The sequence below is a fragment of the Acinetobacter shaoyimingii genome (genome assembly GCF_011578045.1).
GTDB lineage: Bacteria > Pseudomonadota > Gammaproteobacteria > Pseudomonadales > Moraxellaceae > Acinetobacter > Acinetobacter shaoyimingii.
In genome coordinates, this window is record NZ_CP049801.1 from 2,623,368 (window position 1) to 2,637,820 (window position 14,453).

Consider the following 14,453-nt stretch of genomic DNA (forward strand, 5'->3'; position numbering starts at 1 on the left):
AGTACTTAACTTGAGGGACAACAATGCAACGTTATCCTATGACTCCTGAAGGCAAAGAAGCCTTGGAGAAAGAATTACATCAACTTAAATCGATTGATCGTCCACGTATTACTGCAGCGATTGCTGAAGCACGTGAGCATGGGGATTTAAAAGAAAATGCAGAATACCATGCTGCGCGTGAGCAACAAGGTTTCTGCGAAGGTCGCATCCAAGACATCGAAGGTAAATTGGGTGCTTGCCAACTTGTGGACGTAAAAACACTTGAGCAAAATGGTCGAGTGGTGTTTGGTGTGACTGTCACCATTGAAAACCTAGATACTGAAGAGCGTAAAACTTACAAAATTGTAGGTGATGATGAAGCAGACTTTAAGATCAATAAGATCTCTGTGAACTCTCCAATTGCGCGTGGTCTTTTGGGTAAAAACGAAGGCGATGAAGCAAAAATCACAACACCTCAAGGTGAAGTGGAATACGAAATTGTGAAAGTTGAATATATCTAATTTTTAGCTATGTTTGACTTTAAAGCCCCTCTTTTGAGGGGTTTTTTTGTTTTTATATTTTACCTTTCAATGGATAAAAGTCCCCATTTGAAAAGGAGATTTAGAGAGATTCTTTAATGACTTGCCCAATATTGAAATTTACCTCTGCCTACCCCTCTCCTATAAGGAGAGGGAACTTCTTTATGTTTCAAATAGCAATAGACCTTAATGGATACTCCCTCTCCCCTTGGGAGAGGGTTGGGGTGAGGGAAATAAACTAGAATCTCTCCAACCCCCTCTTTCCCAAAGAATGGCTTAACTACGTTATAATCCCACCACCCCAGCAACATAACTTCCCCATGTCCGAAAAGCTCATCAACTCACCTGTCAATCATTGGTGCGAATTCGAATTTATTTCGAAAACGGTGAAAAATCCGAATATTCACATCAAGGGCAATTACAGCTACTACTCTGCTTATTGGGATCAGGGTTTTGAGCGTTGTGTGGTGCGCTATTTACACGACAAACCCTCTACCCCAGAAAAACCGATCGATCAGCTGTATATTGGCAATTTTGTCTGTTTTGGTGCTGAGTGTGTGATTATGATGGGAGGCAATCAGTTGCACCGTACAGACTGGATTTCAGCATTTCCTTTTGATACCCGTAGTTTTGTGCCTGCTGGGAATACTGTTATTGGAGATGGTTGTTGGATTGGAAGCCGTGCCATGATTATGCAAGGTGTGACTTTGGGTGAAGGTGCTGTAGTGGCAACAGGTGCTGTGGTGACAAAGGACGTTCCACCTTATGCAGTCGTGGGTGGTGTACCTGCCAAAATAATCAAATACCGCTTTCCTGAAGAAGATATCAAAAAACTACTTTCCCTAAAGCTCTATGACTTAGATGAAAAGCAGTTTTTAAAGATGCGTGAACAATTACAGACGGATGATGTTGAACAATTATCAATATATTTCAATAATTTATAATTAAATACCCCTTAAAATGTATGCTTTCCAATCATTTATAAAATCATTTGGATGATTTAAGTTATATATTGATACTTCTTTTAAGACAGTATTCAATTGATATTCCATATTTTCATCTCCATGAAAAGAGTCATATGCATTCAAAATTATATTTATAAAAATACTCTCAATATTTAAATCAGATTCTAAAATAATCCTATACCATTCAGCATCTCTAATATCATCAATTGTTTTGTCATGATAAATTCTTAAATTATGTCTTCGCAAAAGCTCCATCTTATTTTTACATAGATAATTAACTAACTTTTTCACTACTGAACTAATATAAATATAGTAGTTTGCATAAGGCTCTACCCCCATTATTACACTGAGTAGAACTAAGTTTTTATTCTTATTTTCAGTTCTTAATAGTGCATATTGATTAAGCTTTTTAATTAGCTCCCTGCTATTTAACTGTTTGTCTAATTGTAAACCTAGAGTCCAATACAATAGCTCATTTCTATCATCTAATGAACTTAACTCCCCGATTCTAAATAATTGACTTTTTATAATAGCTTCATAATCATAACCTTCCGAATCAGTTTTTAAATGAATCGTAAAATCTACAAATTTTTCTAAATAATCGCCATTCATTTCTGAATCATAACCATAAAAACTTTTAACAGATTGCAATAATTGTGGTTTATTCATTACCAGAACAAATACAATGTTTTTGATATCAAAAAAGTGTTTTATTCTCTCAATTAAACGAATAGCAAAGTCAGGACGACAGCGGTCAAGTTCATCAATAATAAAAACTAAAGGCTTATCTAACTGTTCAGCCAATTTAGCCAATTCTTGTTTAAAAGCGAATAATGTATTTTTATCTGCTTCATGAGTTTCAATTTTTTCTTCAATACTTTCTTTAATTTTATCGCTAATTTCATCAATAGCAGATTCAATAGCCTTCTCACCTACTTTATGTATTTCTTGAGCAACAGTTCCTAGCACTCCCCCACTGATTAAGTTTAAACCTAGAGTGAGTAAAACTTTAGGCAAGCTTGGTAATAAAGCATGATATGCAGCCGCAGCTTTTTGTTTGAATGTATTGATATGACATTGATCAACATCACAGCCTTTAGATAAACAACTGGTAATCTCCGAAGAAATGACCAAAAAAGGATCTTCCAAATAATCATTAGCAAAAGCATCTAAATAAATCACATTATGGTCAGTATCACTTAAGTGTTTTGCCCAATGCCTTACAAACCAAGTCTTGCCCTCGCCCCATCGAGCATCTAAAGCCAACACAGCCCCGCACTGCAAACGATCAACATACTGGGTAAGTTGTTCCCCTAAACGACGACGATCCCATAGATCACCTTCCCAAGTCGTTTTAATATTCTCAAAATCATCTTTATGCCAATTCAGTTGATTGTTATCCATATTTCAACGTTAAATTTTTCTGTAATTAATTCATTTTAAATAAATTGCATTCAAATTCATATTTAATTTTAACTAAGTCATTGGCGAATCAACAAAAACAATTTATAAATAAGTGCATTAAAAACAAGAATGACAGTAAGGACTATGACAGCAAAAATACATATATCGGGGCTTATCTTTATGGCAATACTGGCAGCGATTATTGCCACAATTTGTGATGCCATCCATGTCTATACCCAAACGCTCAGCTACCCAAATCCATGGTATTTCGGTCAAGCTTGTTGGGTCTTGCCTGGCTTTTTTATTGCTTTTATGTTTATGGGAATATGCTACGCATTCCTCGCATCAAAACTACATACTGTTATCCATCTCAAAGCCAGTACCAGTTTCGGTAGCCAAATAGAACTTATTGAATGCTTAACGACTTTTGCACTGGTGTATATCTTAAGTGGCTTTGGAAACTTTGACCCTACGGTACTCTGCATCATCTTATACAGCACATTCTTGATCAGATGGTTATTTAGTTATGATCGAATGTGGTTGCTGATTTTAGCAATTTTACTGGCTATTGGTGGGATGTTCGCTGAAGGGCTTTTGGCAGACTTTGGGCAAGTAAAATATCGCCATAGTGATATTTTCAATGTGCCCTATTGGCTAGGTGCGGTTTATATGCACGGTGCTTTTGCTTTACGAGCAGGTATGCGTGCGTTGGTTTATCAAACCTATCATCACTAATGGATGACATTTGATTGAGCGTATTGCTTGAAATGAAGTTGAATGATGAATGCTTATGACTCAACTTCATTTAATTTTTTAGAATTGCTCGCCCCCTCTTTTTATCCTTGGAAACAATTATTTTCACAAAATAATCATCAGTAAAAAATACCTATCATCAAAATGCTGTTAATAATGAAACACTTCTAAAATTGCAAACTAACAACAACATTAAATGATTAATATCCCTATGAATTTACTTGGTTTTATTCTACAAACAATGGGTATATGATGAATAAATAAACAGGATTTTAAGCAATGTATATTTATAAAATCATGGTGTAAATAAAGGAGGTATGATCATGTCTTATCAACATATTTTAGTGCCCGTCGATGGTTCTGAGATCTCACTGAGTGTAATTCAACATGCAGTAGAGCTGGCAAAAGCATTTAACAGTAAAGTTATCGTGGCTCAAGTCATGACCCTTGATCCTTATATTGCATCTGAATATCTCACTCAAGGTCAAACCAACGATATGATTGAACGAGCACGTCAATTCATTCGTGAAAACCTAGACAACGCCAAAGCACAATTTGTCGCTCAAGGTGTTTCGGTTGAAGCTCAACTGCTTGAAGGTGAAAGTATTCCTCGTACATTGGTAAAAGCGGTTGATCAATTTAAAATTGATTTGATTGTGCTTAGCTCACATGGACGCAGTGGTTTTAAAAAGTTACTGATGGGAAGTGTCGCACAAAGCCTGATTACAGAATCCCCTGTTCCTGTGTTTGTGGTAAAGGCGCAAGCCTAAACAAACACTTCAATATATGCATATAAACAATCATGCTTAGCTTTGATTCAATTTTGACTCCAAATCCTTTTCATTTTTGATCAGGATTTTTTTTGTTTATCAACAGACCCTATTCTTCAATCCAGCCAAACTGTTTAAAACTTACTTTTCCATGCTTAAACACCACACCTTCAGATAATAGTTTTGCCTGTTGGTCATTGTAGCCATGATCATCAAGGCGATTTAGACTAATACGACCTTGTGCATTGATGACCCTATGCCAAGGAATCTTACTTGAATCATCCATCTGGCTTAACACCCTACCTACCAAACGTGCATGCCGTGGTAATCCCGCCATTGCAGCAATCTGCCCATAGCTTGCAACCTTGCCATAAGGAATCTGAGCCACAACCGCCACAATCATTTGCGCGAGTTCTTGTGTGGCTGATGTTGATTTTAATGTCATAGATTGACTCAAAAAAAATGCTGCGTTGGATTTAAGCAAATGCAATTGTTGATCTGCTCATTTAATCTCAATGTACAACAGGACAACAAAAACAATGAGTATAAAAAATGAAAAGGAATGTCAAAGCATTTGCACTTGCGACGGTCGTAAGCTTCTCAAGTTTATTGACCATCAACACATCAAGTTATGCTGCCTCACCCACAATTAATATAAAGAGTATATTGCAACAAGAGCGTGCTTGGGCAGGCTTGCAAAGTAAAAAAGTTAAAGTCAACGATATTGAATGGGCATACAGCGAAGGTGGTACGGCGGGTAAACCCACACTCATGCTCGTCCATGGTCTTGCAGGCAGTCGTGACAACTGGAACCGCGTAGCACGATATCTAACGCCTTATTTTCACGTGATTATTCCTGATTTACCCGGTCAAGGTGACAGCAAAGTTGGCAATGACTTTGATTATTCCATTCCAAATTTGACCGAAAAATTGCGTCGTTTTGCTGAGGCGATTCATGTCGATAAAGATTTACATGTCGCTGGACATTCCATGGGGGGGGGCGGTCACGCTTTTGTATGCTGCACAGTATCCAATTGATACTAAATCCCTGTTACTGGTAGATTCAGCAGGTGTATTTAAATCTGCAAATACCCCCTACCTTAAAGATCCAAATACCTTAAAAAGCTTTGTGGTGAATAAATCAGGTGATTTTGAACGTATTTTTAAAATAGCCACCAATATCCCCCCCTTCATTCCCAATGAGCTTAAAACTGAACAAGAAAAACTGATGATGGCCAATGCAGCGAACACCTCAAAATTGATCGATCAATTAATTGTCATGTCTAAAAACTTTACACCCGAGACCTTTGCTATTGCCGCAAAGTCGATTGATCAGCCTACATTGATTATATGGGGTGAAAAGGATCAAATTATTAATGTAGAAGCTGCCAGTGAATTAAAAAGCTTACTCAAAAATGCCAAAGAACCGATTATTTTAAAAGGTGTTGGTCACACGCCTATTTTAGAACAAGAACAAATTGTGGTTCAGCACTACTTGAGTTTTTTACAACAAATCAAATAGTCAATTCCAGCCAGTTTTCAATTTAAACACCCTTTAATGCCTATGTATCAATGGGTGTTTAATTGTCTACATTTGAACTGTTCTGAACTTTATTGTGTGTATTTCTTAGAACGTTGATAAAAATAGACGAGCAAAAAGGTGCTGACTTGTACTGCATATGTGAAATGTCAAAAGTATAGTGACGAACCTCGACAAGGGAATCGCCATATTCATCAACACATCCCTCATTTGTGTTGTTTAACCTATAACACAATGCATGGCTGAGAAGACAACAAAGCCCAATGAACTAAACAAAAAAAATATTAAAAATAGTGCATTATTTGGCGTTTAATTACTTGGTTTTTCAAAAGAATAATGCTAATTTTTAACTCAATATAAAAATAATCGATAAAAGTTTAAGCCACTTTTCAACACAGAAGAATCTTGGATTTTTATTTATTAAAATTTTGATAGGTTTCAACAAAACTTAAAAAAACTATACGCGTTATAAAAATATAAATTCGGTTTGGAGATGTACATGGGTAACCAGCCAGGGGATCATGAAGTTTTAACCTGCTTTAAAACTCACCTTTCACCACTATCAAAAAATTTAACTGAAATGCTGAATGAACATTTTAGTCATCAAACAGAACGTCGTGGATGTGGTTACACACAAGCAACACGAGTCATCGCAGAATTTATCAATCAAGAATGTGATGATGTTGATGTCAAAGATTTTCGTATTTTTGATGATTATGATACTAAAAGCTTAAAATCAATTATTTTTGATGCAAATGCCCGTCAAATACCGCTAAAAAGTTGGCGTCATTTAGACTTAAATGAAGATGCTAAACAATATATTCAAGCAAAACCAGATGACACCTTTTCTCACACTTTAACAAAAGAAATCCATTTTCAAGCCACACTTAGAAATATTAAAAATCTGGTTGAATTTGAAGAAAGCAAACTGATTTGTAACTTTTTAGAAGATATTATATTAAGAAAAACCGATATATCTGAACACCTATTAGAACTTAAAAGTCTACCTGAAAAGCCGAAAGTGGGCTCATGTCCAATGGCAGAGAAATTCTTTTTAAAAGTTGCGCATCGTCGTTTACTCAGACAAGGTCTCATCAACATTTTTGTCGATGACAAAGATGAGCCTATCATGATGGAAAAGCTCAATATGGGCGATGATCATTCATGTATTAATCTCGTTCCATTGATTATGAATGGCATTCGCATTCCCGAAGGCAGTTTATTTTCTGTGAAATATGATGATGAAAACATTCAGAAACGTGCCAATAAATTATATAAGGGCTTTGTGATACCGATTGATCAAGTCGAGGGTTTTTGGTTTTTAAGACTAACCACTCTGGCTGTTTCACCACAAAACCGTGCTCGTGCCTTTAATGCACACTTCAAACAACAAATCGATAATGGTTTGTTCAGTCCAGATACGACTGAACTAAGCCAATTGAAAGAAGTTGCTTTGGATCAAATTTAATGAAGGTATGAATATGTTAAAAGCTTGCTATTCAAATCGATATTACGCACAAACTCATACGAATAGCATGGAGAAATTAACTGCGGTTGCTGAAGTACTTGAACGTGATGAACTCGCCGATTTAGTTGATCCTGAAAGTATCGATCCGCGAATACTCTACTCCATTCATGACCCTGCATATGTTCAGGCCTTTGTTGAAGGTCGAAAGCCACTTGCCATGGTACAAGGTTTTAAAAATTGGACGCCCCAATTTAGAGAAGCGATCTTGTCTATACAAGCAGGACAACTTCTCGCCACTGAAATAGCATTTAAAGATGGGATTGCTGCAAATATTGCTCAAGGCTTCCATCATGCTGTTTATGAACGTGGTAATGCCTATTGTACCTTTAATGGTTTAGCACTGATTGCAAAGCAATATCCTCGTAAAAAAATCTTTATTTTAGATTGCGATCAACATGGTGGAAACGGTACAGCTGAATACTCAAAAGAGATTGGCAATTTATTTAATTTTAGTATTTATGGACTGGCTTTTGGATGTACCACCAATGATCGCAGTATGACGCGTCATATCCATCCTAAAAATGGTAATTTTGAAGAATATAAAGCTGCAATCTTAAGTGGCTTTGAAACAGCATTACAGTGGCAGGCAGATATTATCATTTATCAAGCTGGGATGGATTGTCACCAAAAAGATCGTTTTGGATCACAGTGGTTTACCACTGAACTGCTTTATGAACGTGACTTGATGGTCTTCCAACTGGCAAAAAAATATAACTTCCCCATCATGTTTGTGTTGGCAGGTGGCTATCAACCTTTGGTCGATTTAATCCCACTTCACGTCAACACCTTTAAAGCTGCAAATGCAGTTTATTATCCAAAACAAAATATTGAACTGAGTCATGCACAATAAAAAATCCCTAACCGATCTTGATAATAAGACCGATCAGGGATTTTAATTTATACCCTTTAATGTGGTTTTAGAATGGAACGCCCTTTCATGTGACATCCCGTCTCTATGTTAGAAGTTAGCTGGGTTTTCCAAACGCTTCACTTCATCCACTTTATTAGGGTGATGCACTGCAGCAACGCCATCCTCCGACTTTTTATCTAAGATCGCTTCTGGGTTATAAATGGTGATAATTTCATTGCCATTTGCATCTTCGCCCACAATATATTTCACACCAGAACGGTTCATTTTATTACACATGCGTTGATACCAACCTTTAAATCCAGTGGTTTCCTCATGCGGATTGTAATAAAACGCATTCATCACAGGAGGTAAGCCTAATCCACACACAACACCAGATAACAGTACCACAATAAAGGTGTAACCAATTAGAATACTACTGTATGCGGAGAGTTGAGGAACGTTTGCAACGGCCAAAATCAAGGCCAGCGAAATTCCCCCACGTACACCACCCCAAGACAGAATGGCCAAACTACCGTTATAACTTTTCTTTCTAAACGACGGAAAGAACGCAAATGCGAGATAATTTGCTGCAAAGCGTGATAAATGCAAAATAACGAACGCCACTATTCCGCCCAAAATCATACTCGTGCTTAGATCGAGAATGAAGAGCTCTAAACCAATTAAGGTAAACAAGAAAGAGTTGATAATCCCTTCCACCGTATGCCAGAAATGATTCACTTCACGAATTTCGCGCTCTTGTAAAATTTCCTTCCATTTATTCCCTACAATCAAACCACCAATAACACAGGCAATGGGTGCAGAGGCATGAGCAAAGAGTGCAACCAAATAAGAACCACACGCCAATAAAGCTGTGGTGAGAATCAAAGATTCCATCTCATGTTTGCCACGTAAAATGCGTAAAATTGACCAACCAAATGCCCAACCAATAAAGACCGCAACCACGATTTCATAAAGCAAAGTCTGTAAAGTTAGCAGTAAGCTAAAATGCTCACCTTCGAGTACATTGAGTAAAGTCATAAACACCGCAATACACATTGCGTCATTAAATAATGATTCACCTTCGAGTTTCACCATCAAATGATGAGGAGCACGAACAGAGCTCAATACACCCTTAATCCCAATTGGGTCAGTCGCACCTAGTGCAGAACCTAATAACAGAAGTACTAAAATCGGCACTGGATTACCAATGAGATATTGGAACCCAAACAATAAGCCACCGAATAAAACAGCACAAAGCACCAGTGCAATCGTGGCTAAAATACTAATCGGTTTCCAAAAGACTTTTAAATCTGAAACTTTAAATTTTAAAGCGGATGAGGTCAAAATAAAGCAAATTACACCATTGACCAAAAAATCATAAAAGTCGATGTGTCGAACAGCTGATTCGATATTCTGCAAGTTAATGGAAATAAATTGATTTCCACCAAGTAAGTTTGCGCCCCATTGTAAAATAAAGACGAAAATCGCCGATACAATAGGCACACCTATGGCCTGCGGAAAACCTAGAACACGTTTGTTAAAAATTGTCGTGGCAATTGATAAAGCAAAAACTACGGTAAAAACTTGAAGAATTAAATAACTGCCCATGACTTTGCCTGTTTATCTTTTATCGCGCTGAATACATATAATTACAAGAGGATGATGAATATCACATTTTTTGATTTTATATGTTTTTTCAACCTCTAGCTGTTTAAATTGTTTTTTTTAGAAACTTTCGCTTGTATTTTAATCACTTAAAACTTATCTGTAGATCAATGAATAAAATGTCATGTCCACGTCAAACAGATAAGTTTCAAGATGGATCTTTATATTGGGTTTTTAAAAGTATCACATTGATTTATATCGCCAGTGTTTAAGCCTTTATTAAACCATGTCATACGTTGTGCACTGGTACCATGGGTGAAACTATCTGGTACAACATGTCCACGTGCTTTTTTCTGTAGATAATCATCACCAATTTTATGTGCGGCATCCATGGCTTCTTCAACATCGCCCTTTTCTAAAAACTGCGTACGTTGATGATTGTCCTTGGCCCATATTCCAGCAAAACAATCCGCTTGTAATTCTTGGCGGACAGAGAGTTGGTTTCCTTCTGCTTGGCTTAATTGCTGACGTGCCTTGTGAACTTGACTGGAAATCCCTAAAAGATTCTGAACATGATGTCCAACCTCATGAGCAATAACATATGCCTGTGCAAAATCTCCAGCTTGATCTTGTGCAGATAATTCTGATTGATTTTGCTCACCTGAAATACCCATTTGAGTCCGCATATCTTTAAAAAACTCTGTATCGATATACACTTTTTGATCCGCTGGACAATAAAATGGTCCCATGGCTGATTCTGCGGAACCACAAGCTGAAGTATCACGACCGGTAAACATCACCAGCTTTGGTGGTGTATAGGTTGCACCTGCTTGTTTGAAAATTTGCGTCCAAGTATCTTCTGTATCTGCCAGCACTGTACCCACAAACTCATAGGCTTCTTGTTGTTGTGGTGTCGGATTTTGAATTTGATTACCTGTTTGACTTTGCGAACCTGATGTCACTTGCTTGGTCGCTTGATACGCCATTTGCGGATCAACCCCAAAGAATTTCCAAGCAATAAAAGCCACAATCAGACCAATAATACTGATTCCACCAGCTTTTGCACCGCCACCACCGCGGCGATCTTCTACATTCGAACTAACTCGACGACCTTTCCAACGCATAATATTTTCCTTTTTTATTTGATATTATTGATTATTTTATCAAATATCACTCTTAAGCAGTTTTTGATTTGCCGAATATTTTCTTTGCCAAACCAACCAACAGCAATACGATGATCCCTGCTACAAAACCAATAGCAAAGTTAATTAAAGTCGGTGTTAAAGCACCCATTATATGACCCAAATTTGGAATATGCTCTGCAAAATCTACCGAGTTTTCTGTCCAGTGATGAAAGAGTGGCACAGCATGCGCAATGATACCACCACCCACTAAAAACATCGCAATTGTTCCAACGATTGTTAAAGTTTTCATTAACTTGGGTGCAAATGCCAACAAACCACGTCCAATGGTTTTCTTCACATTTGATGCTTGCTGAATTAAATATAAACCTAAGTCATCTATTTTCACAATCATGGCCACAAATCCATATACCCCGATGGTCATGAGCACAGCGATCACACATAAAACAGCGACTTTGACACTAAAGGCAGCCGTTGCAACCGTGCCTAATGCAATCACGATAATTTCAGCAGACAAAATAAAGTCGGTCATGATTGCGCCTTTGATTTTCTGCTTTTCAAGTGTAGCAATGTCGCCATGCAGAGCTTGAAGTTCAACCTCAGCTTCTTCCTCATTGTGACTTTTTTTATGATGAAGTGAGTGTAAAACTTTCTCCACGCCTTCATAACACAAGAACAACCCACCGAGCATGAGTAAAGGATTAATCAGCCAAGGGGCAAAAAAACTAATGACCAGCGCCAAAGGCACCAAAATACATTTATTTAAAAAAGAGCCTTTTGCTACAGCCCAAACCACGGGCAATTCACGATCTGCAGAAACACCACTCACTTGTTGTGCATTCAGCGCAAGGTCATCCCCCAATACACCTGCGGTTTTTTTTGCCGCCATTTTACTCATTAAAGCAACATCATCCAGAATGGTTGCGATATCATCGAGTAAAAGTAATAAACTACCTGCCATTTTTATTGTCCTAAGATTTTTTATTCATTCTAATGTTTTGTTTTAACAAAATTGTATTTATTTAATATTTTTTAGAAGTTTTTTTATTTTTCACTTTCTATTTTATTCCTGCTGACATTAAAAAAAAAATTACCGTACAATAACGCCATTCTTTGTATATAGAAGTAGCGCTGACTACTATTTCGGAATTCATAATGAGTAATCTAGATAATCGCCCAGTAATTTTAACTGGTGACCGCCCTACAGGACAACTTCACCTTGGACATTTTGTCGGTTCTTTACGTTCACGTGTAGGTTTACAAGATTCACATCACCAACATTTGTTATTGGCTGATGCTCAGGCGTTTACAGACAATGCCGATAATTTTGAAAAAGTTCGCCGTAATATTATTGAAGTCGCAACTGATTATTTAGCTGTAGGAATTGACCCTACAAAAACAACAATTTGTATTCAATCAGGTTTACCTGCTTTGAATGAACTGACCATGTTGTATCTTAACTTTGTGACGGTTTCGCGTTTGGAACGTAACCCAACCATTAAATCTGAAATTCAGATGCGTGGCTTTGAACGTGATATTCCTGCTGGCTTCCTTTGCTACCCTGTTGCACAAGCTGCCGACATTACTGCTTTTAAAGCGACTGTCGTTCCTGTTGGCGAAGATCAGATCCCAATGATTGAACAAACCAATGAAATTGTGCGTCGTTTGAACCGTCAAATTGGGCAAGATTTACTGCCTGAATGTAAAGCACTTCTTTCAAATGTGGGACGTTTACCAGGTTTCGATGGCAAGGCAAAAATGTCTAAATCTTTAGGCAATACGATTGTGCTCGATGCTTCTGATAAAGACATTAAAAAAGCGGTCAATGCAATGTACACCGATCCAAATCACTTACGTGTTGAAGATCCAGGTCAAGTTGAAGGTAATGTTGTATTTACATACCTTGATGCTTTTGACCCAGATAAAGAAGCTGTTGCAGAATTAAAAGAGCACTATCGTCGTGGTGGATTAGGTGATGGTACAGTGAAAAAACGCCTTGAAGGTGTTTTAAAAGAGTTGATCACGCCTATTCGTGAACGCCGTTTGGAACTTCAAAAGGATCCAGACTACATCATGGATATTTTAAAAGCGGGTACGGATAAGTGCCGTGATATTACTCAGCAAACTTTAGATGAAGTTAAAGCGGGATTAGGCGTATTTCGTTTTTAAGTCGCCTAGTTCGCTCTAAATATTGCTCAATCTTGCAATATGCAAAAAACCTCTCATTTTGAGAGGTTTTTTTTAAATACACAGAACTTTTATACTTCTTACGAGAACTTACACTATTTAACGCGATTACATATGATCGATTTATCATTATTGATTATTATTTAATAACAGTTATGAACCATCCCCAATGTTCATAACATTTCTCCTTAACCGGAACTGCGAAAGCAGATTCGTTGTTATACGCATTGATCACCCCAATCTTTGCGTATTTTTTTTGACTGAAATTTTATAGCTCAAATTGCTTGTATCGTATAGCATGATCTTGTAAATAAGACCAAAATGCTGTGAAAATACAATTAAAAATTTCAGAAGAATCAATTACTCAAATCAGAAATAGTTTGCTAATTTTTTAATCAAAAGCTAAACTCAAGGTGATCTCATTCTTGCTTAGAAACGTAGATTAAAACACCTTATTGCACTGTATTTATAACAAATTAATTCAATATTCAAAGCGCGAAACAATTAAAAATGTCGGGAAATTATAACAATGTGGGAATTATTTACTGATCCATCTAATCTCATTTTTAGCATTAGTTTGTGCTTAATGTTTTTACTCGGCTTACTTGAGTGCTTAATGTTATTGATGGGTTCTACTACACAAGGCTTTTTAGATCAATTCGTCCCCGACTCGCTGTTTGAGGCAGATCATCCTGATGTAGAGTTAAATCCTGATCAAAGTTTTGTTGTTCAACTCTTAGATTGGCTCTATATCGGGCGAATTCCTGTTCTGGTCTGGCTGATTATTTTCTTGACAGTGTATGCCCTGTTTGGATTTATTTGCCAAGCCATTTTCCATCATTTTACTCAAAGTTATTTACCGCTTTGGATCATTGCCCCTGCAACACTGTTTTTGTGCATGCCCTTGGTAAGATTATGTTCTGCAGTCATTGCAAAAATTTTACCTAAAGATGAAACCACCGCTATTTATAGTGATGAACTGATTGGGCTCACTGCTGAAATTATTCTAGGCGAAGCTAAACTGAATTATCCAGCACAAGCAAAAGTCAAAGATCAGTTTGGGCAAATTCATTACATTTTGGTTGAACCAGAATCAAATCTGATTTTTCAACCTGGTCAATTTGTCGTACTTACTCAAAGAACAAATAACGGTTTTCAAGCCATTCCAACTTAATTAATTTCATATAGAGA

General features: G+C 37.1%; 13 protein-coding genes and 1 pseudogene. 9 read left to right on the forward strand and 5 right to left on the reverse strand.

Annotation, left to right across the window (positions count from 1 at the left end):
* Nucleotides 1-23 precede the first annotated feature (23 nt).
* Together greA and G8E00_RS11790 are read left to right on the forward strand one after the other, a co-directional pair.
* Complete coding sequence (greA, locus tag G8E00_RS11785; RefSeq protein ID WP_166010470.1) at nt 24-500, forward strand: transcription elongation factor GreA; 477 nt, start codon at nt 24-26, stop codon at nt 498-500.
* Between the two features lie 338 nt (nt 501-838).
* On the forward strand, nt 839-1,462 hold the full coding sequence (locus G8E00_RS11790) for a CatB-related O-acetyltransferase (RefSeq protein ID WP_166224855.1): 624 nt from the start codon (nt 839-841) through the stop codon (nt 1,460-1,462).
* Here the strand turns inward: G8E00_RS11790 and G8E00_RS11795 are convergent, their stop codons facing one another.
* Nucleotides 1,463-2,887: a KAP family P-loop NTPase fold protein gene (locus G8E00_RS11795; protein WP_166224859.1), complete on the reverse strand. Its 1,425-nt coding sequence runs from the start codon at nt 2,885-2,887 to the stop codon at nt 1,463-1,465.
* Nucleotides 2,888-3,067: 180 nt separating this feature from the next.
* Between G8E00_RS11795 and G8E00_RS11800 the strand changes: the two genes are divergently transcribed.
* Together G8E00_RS11800 and G8E00_RS11805 are read left to right on the forward strand one after the other, a co-directional pair.
* Nucleotides 3,068-3,622: a hypothetical protein gene (locus tag G8E00_RS11800; RefSeq protein WP_227591367.1), complete on the forward strand. Its 555-nt coding sequence runs from the start codon at nt 3,068-3,070 to the stop codon at nt 3,620-3,622.
* Between the two features lie 341 nt (nt 3,623-3,963).
* On the forward strand, nt 3,964-4,410 hold the full coding sequence (locus G8E00_RS11805; protein WP_166224865.1) for a universal stress protein: 447 nt from the start codon (nt 3,964-3,966) through the stop codon (nt 4,408-4,410).
* Between the two features lie 109 nt (nt 4,411-4,519).
* Here G8E00_RS11805 and G8E00_RS11810 read toward each other — a convergent pair whose 3' ends face one another.
* A complete protein-coding gene (locus G8E00_RS11810; protein ID WP_171522232.1) occupies nt 4,520-4,855 on the reverse strand; it encodes an MGMT family protein in 336 nt (111 codons plus the stop codon).
* A 107-nt stretch (nt 4,856-4,962) separates the two neighbouring features.
* On the opposite strand from G8E00_RS11810, the pseudogene G8E00_RS11815 reads away from it, so the two are divergent.
* The 3 genes and pseudogenes from G8E00_RS11815 (at nt 4,963) to G8E00_RS11825 (ending at nt 8,328) form a co-directional block, all read left to right on the forward strand.
* Nucleotides 4,963-5,932: pseudogene (locus tag G8E00_RS11815) on the forward strand (alpha/beta fold hydrolase).
* A 517-nt stretch (nt 5,933-6,449) separates the two neighbouring features.
* The gene (locus G8E00_RS11820; RefSeq protein WP_166010458.1) at nt 6,450-7,418 is read left to right on the forward strand and encodes a hypothetical protein; all 969 of its coding nucleotides are present in this window, start codon (nt 6,450-6,452) and stop codon (nt 7,416-7,418) included.
* 13 nt (nt 7,419-7,431) lie between these two features.
* Nucleotides 7,432-8,328, forward strand: coding sequence for an arginase family protein (locus tag G8E00_RS11825; RefSeq protein WP_166010456.1), 897 nt, complete (start codon nt 7,432-7,434; stop codon nt 8,326-8,328).
* 108 nt (nt 8,329-8,436) lie between these two features.
* Here G8E00_RS11825 and G8E00_RS11830 read toward each other — a convergent pair whose 3' ends face one another.
* The 3 genes from G8E00_RS11830 to G8E00_RS11840 form a co-directional block, all read right to left on the reverse strand.
* The gene (locus G8E00_RS11830) at nt 8,437-9,936 is read right to left on the reverse strand and encodes a cation:proton antiporter (RefSeq protein WP_166010454.1); all 1,500 of its coding nucleotides are present in this window, start codon (nt 9,934-9,936) and stop codon (nt 8,437-8,439) included.
* A 218-nt stretch (nt 9,937-10,154) separates the two neighbouring features.
* Complete coding sequence (gene ypfJ, locus G8E00_RS11835; RefSeq protein WP_166010452.1) at nt 10,155-11,057, reverse strand: KPN_02809 family neutral zinc metallopeptidase; 903 nt, start codon at nt 11,055-11,057, stop codon at nt 10,155-10,157.
* Between the two features lie 52 nt (nt 11,058-11,109).
* Nucleotides 11,110-12,036, reverse strand: coding sequence for a DUF808 domain-containing protein (locus tag G8E00_RS11840; RefSeq protein WP_166010450.1), 927 nt, complete (start codon nt 12,034-12,036; stop codon nt 11,110-11,112).
* Between the two features lie 194 nt (nt 12,037-12,230).
* On the opposite strand from G8E00_RS11840, the gene trpS reads away from it, so the two are divergent.
* Nucleotides 12,231-13,244, forward strand: coding sequence for a tryptophan--tRNA ligase (trpS, locus tag G8E00_RS11845; RefSeq protein WP_166010448.1), 1,014 nt, complete (start codon nt 12,231-12,233; stop codon nt 13,242-13,244).
* A 547-nt stretch (nt 13,245-13,791) separates the two neighbouring features.
* Nucleotides 13,792-14,436: a YqiJ family protein gene (locus tag G8E00_RS11850; protein ID WP_166224868.1), complete on the forward strand. Its 645-nt coding sequence runs from the start codon at nt 13,792-13,794 to the stop codon at nt 14,434-14,436.
* The last annotated feature ends 17 nt before the right edge of the window (nt 14,437-14,453 follow it).

What these genes read in the sequence shown, in the direction of transcription:
- G8E00_RS11795 (WP_166224859.1), bottom strand. Translation starts at nt 2,887, where the DNA reads ATGGATAACAATCAACTGAATTGGCATAAAGATGATTTTGAGAATATT.
- G8E00_RS11810 (WP_171522232.1), bottom strand. Translation starts at nt 4,855, where the DNA reads ATGACATTAAAATCAACATCAGCCACACAAGAACTCGCGCAAATGATT.
- G8E00_RS11820 (WP_166010458.1), top strand. Translation starts at nt 6,450, where the DNA reads ATGGGTAACCAGCCAGGGGATCATGAAGTTTTAACCTGCTTTAAAACT.
- G8E00_RS11825 (WP_166010456.1), top strand. Translation starts at nt 7,432, where the DNA reads ATGTTAAAAGCTTGCTATTCAAATCGATATTACGCACAAACTCATACG.
- trpS (WP_166010448.1), top strand. Translation starts at nt 12,231, where the DNA reads ATGAGTAATCTAGATAATCGCCCAGTAATTTTAACTGGTGACCGCCCT.
- G8E00_RS11805 (WP_166224865.1), top strand. Translation starts at nt 3,964, where the DNA reads ATGTCTTATCAACATATTTTAGTGCCCGTCGATGGTTCTGAGATCTCA.
- G8E00_RS11840 (WP_166010450.1), bottom strand. Translation starts at nt 12,036, where the DNA reads ATGGCAGGTAGTTTATTACTTTTACTCGATGATATCGCAACCATTCTG.
- G8E00_RS11800 (WP_227591367.1), top strand. Translation starts at nt 3,068, where the DNA reads ATGGCAATACTGGCAGCGATTATTGCCACAATTTGTGATGCCATCCAT.
- G8E00_RS11850 (WP_166224868.1), top strand. Translation starts at nt 13,792, where the DNA reads ATGTGGGAATTATTTACTGATCCATCTAATCTCATTTTTAGCATTAGT.
- greA (WP_166010470.1), top strand. Translation starts at nt 24, where the DNA reads ATGCAACGTTATCCTATGACTCCTGAAGGCAAAGAAGCCTTGGAGAAA.
- G8E00_RS11790 (WP_166224855.1), top strand. Translation starts at nt 839, where the DNA reads ATGTCCGAAAAGCTCATCAACTCACCTGTCAATCATTGGTGCGAATTC.
- ypfJ (WP_166010452.1), bottom strand. Translation starts at nt 11,057, where the DNA reads ATGCGTTGGAAAGGTCGTCGAGTTAGTTCGAATGTAGAAGATCGCCGC.
- G8E00_RS11830 (WP_166010454.1), bottom strand. Translation starts at nt 9,936, where the DNA reads ATGGGCAGTTATTTAATTCTTCAAGTTTTTACCGTAGTTTTTGCTTTA.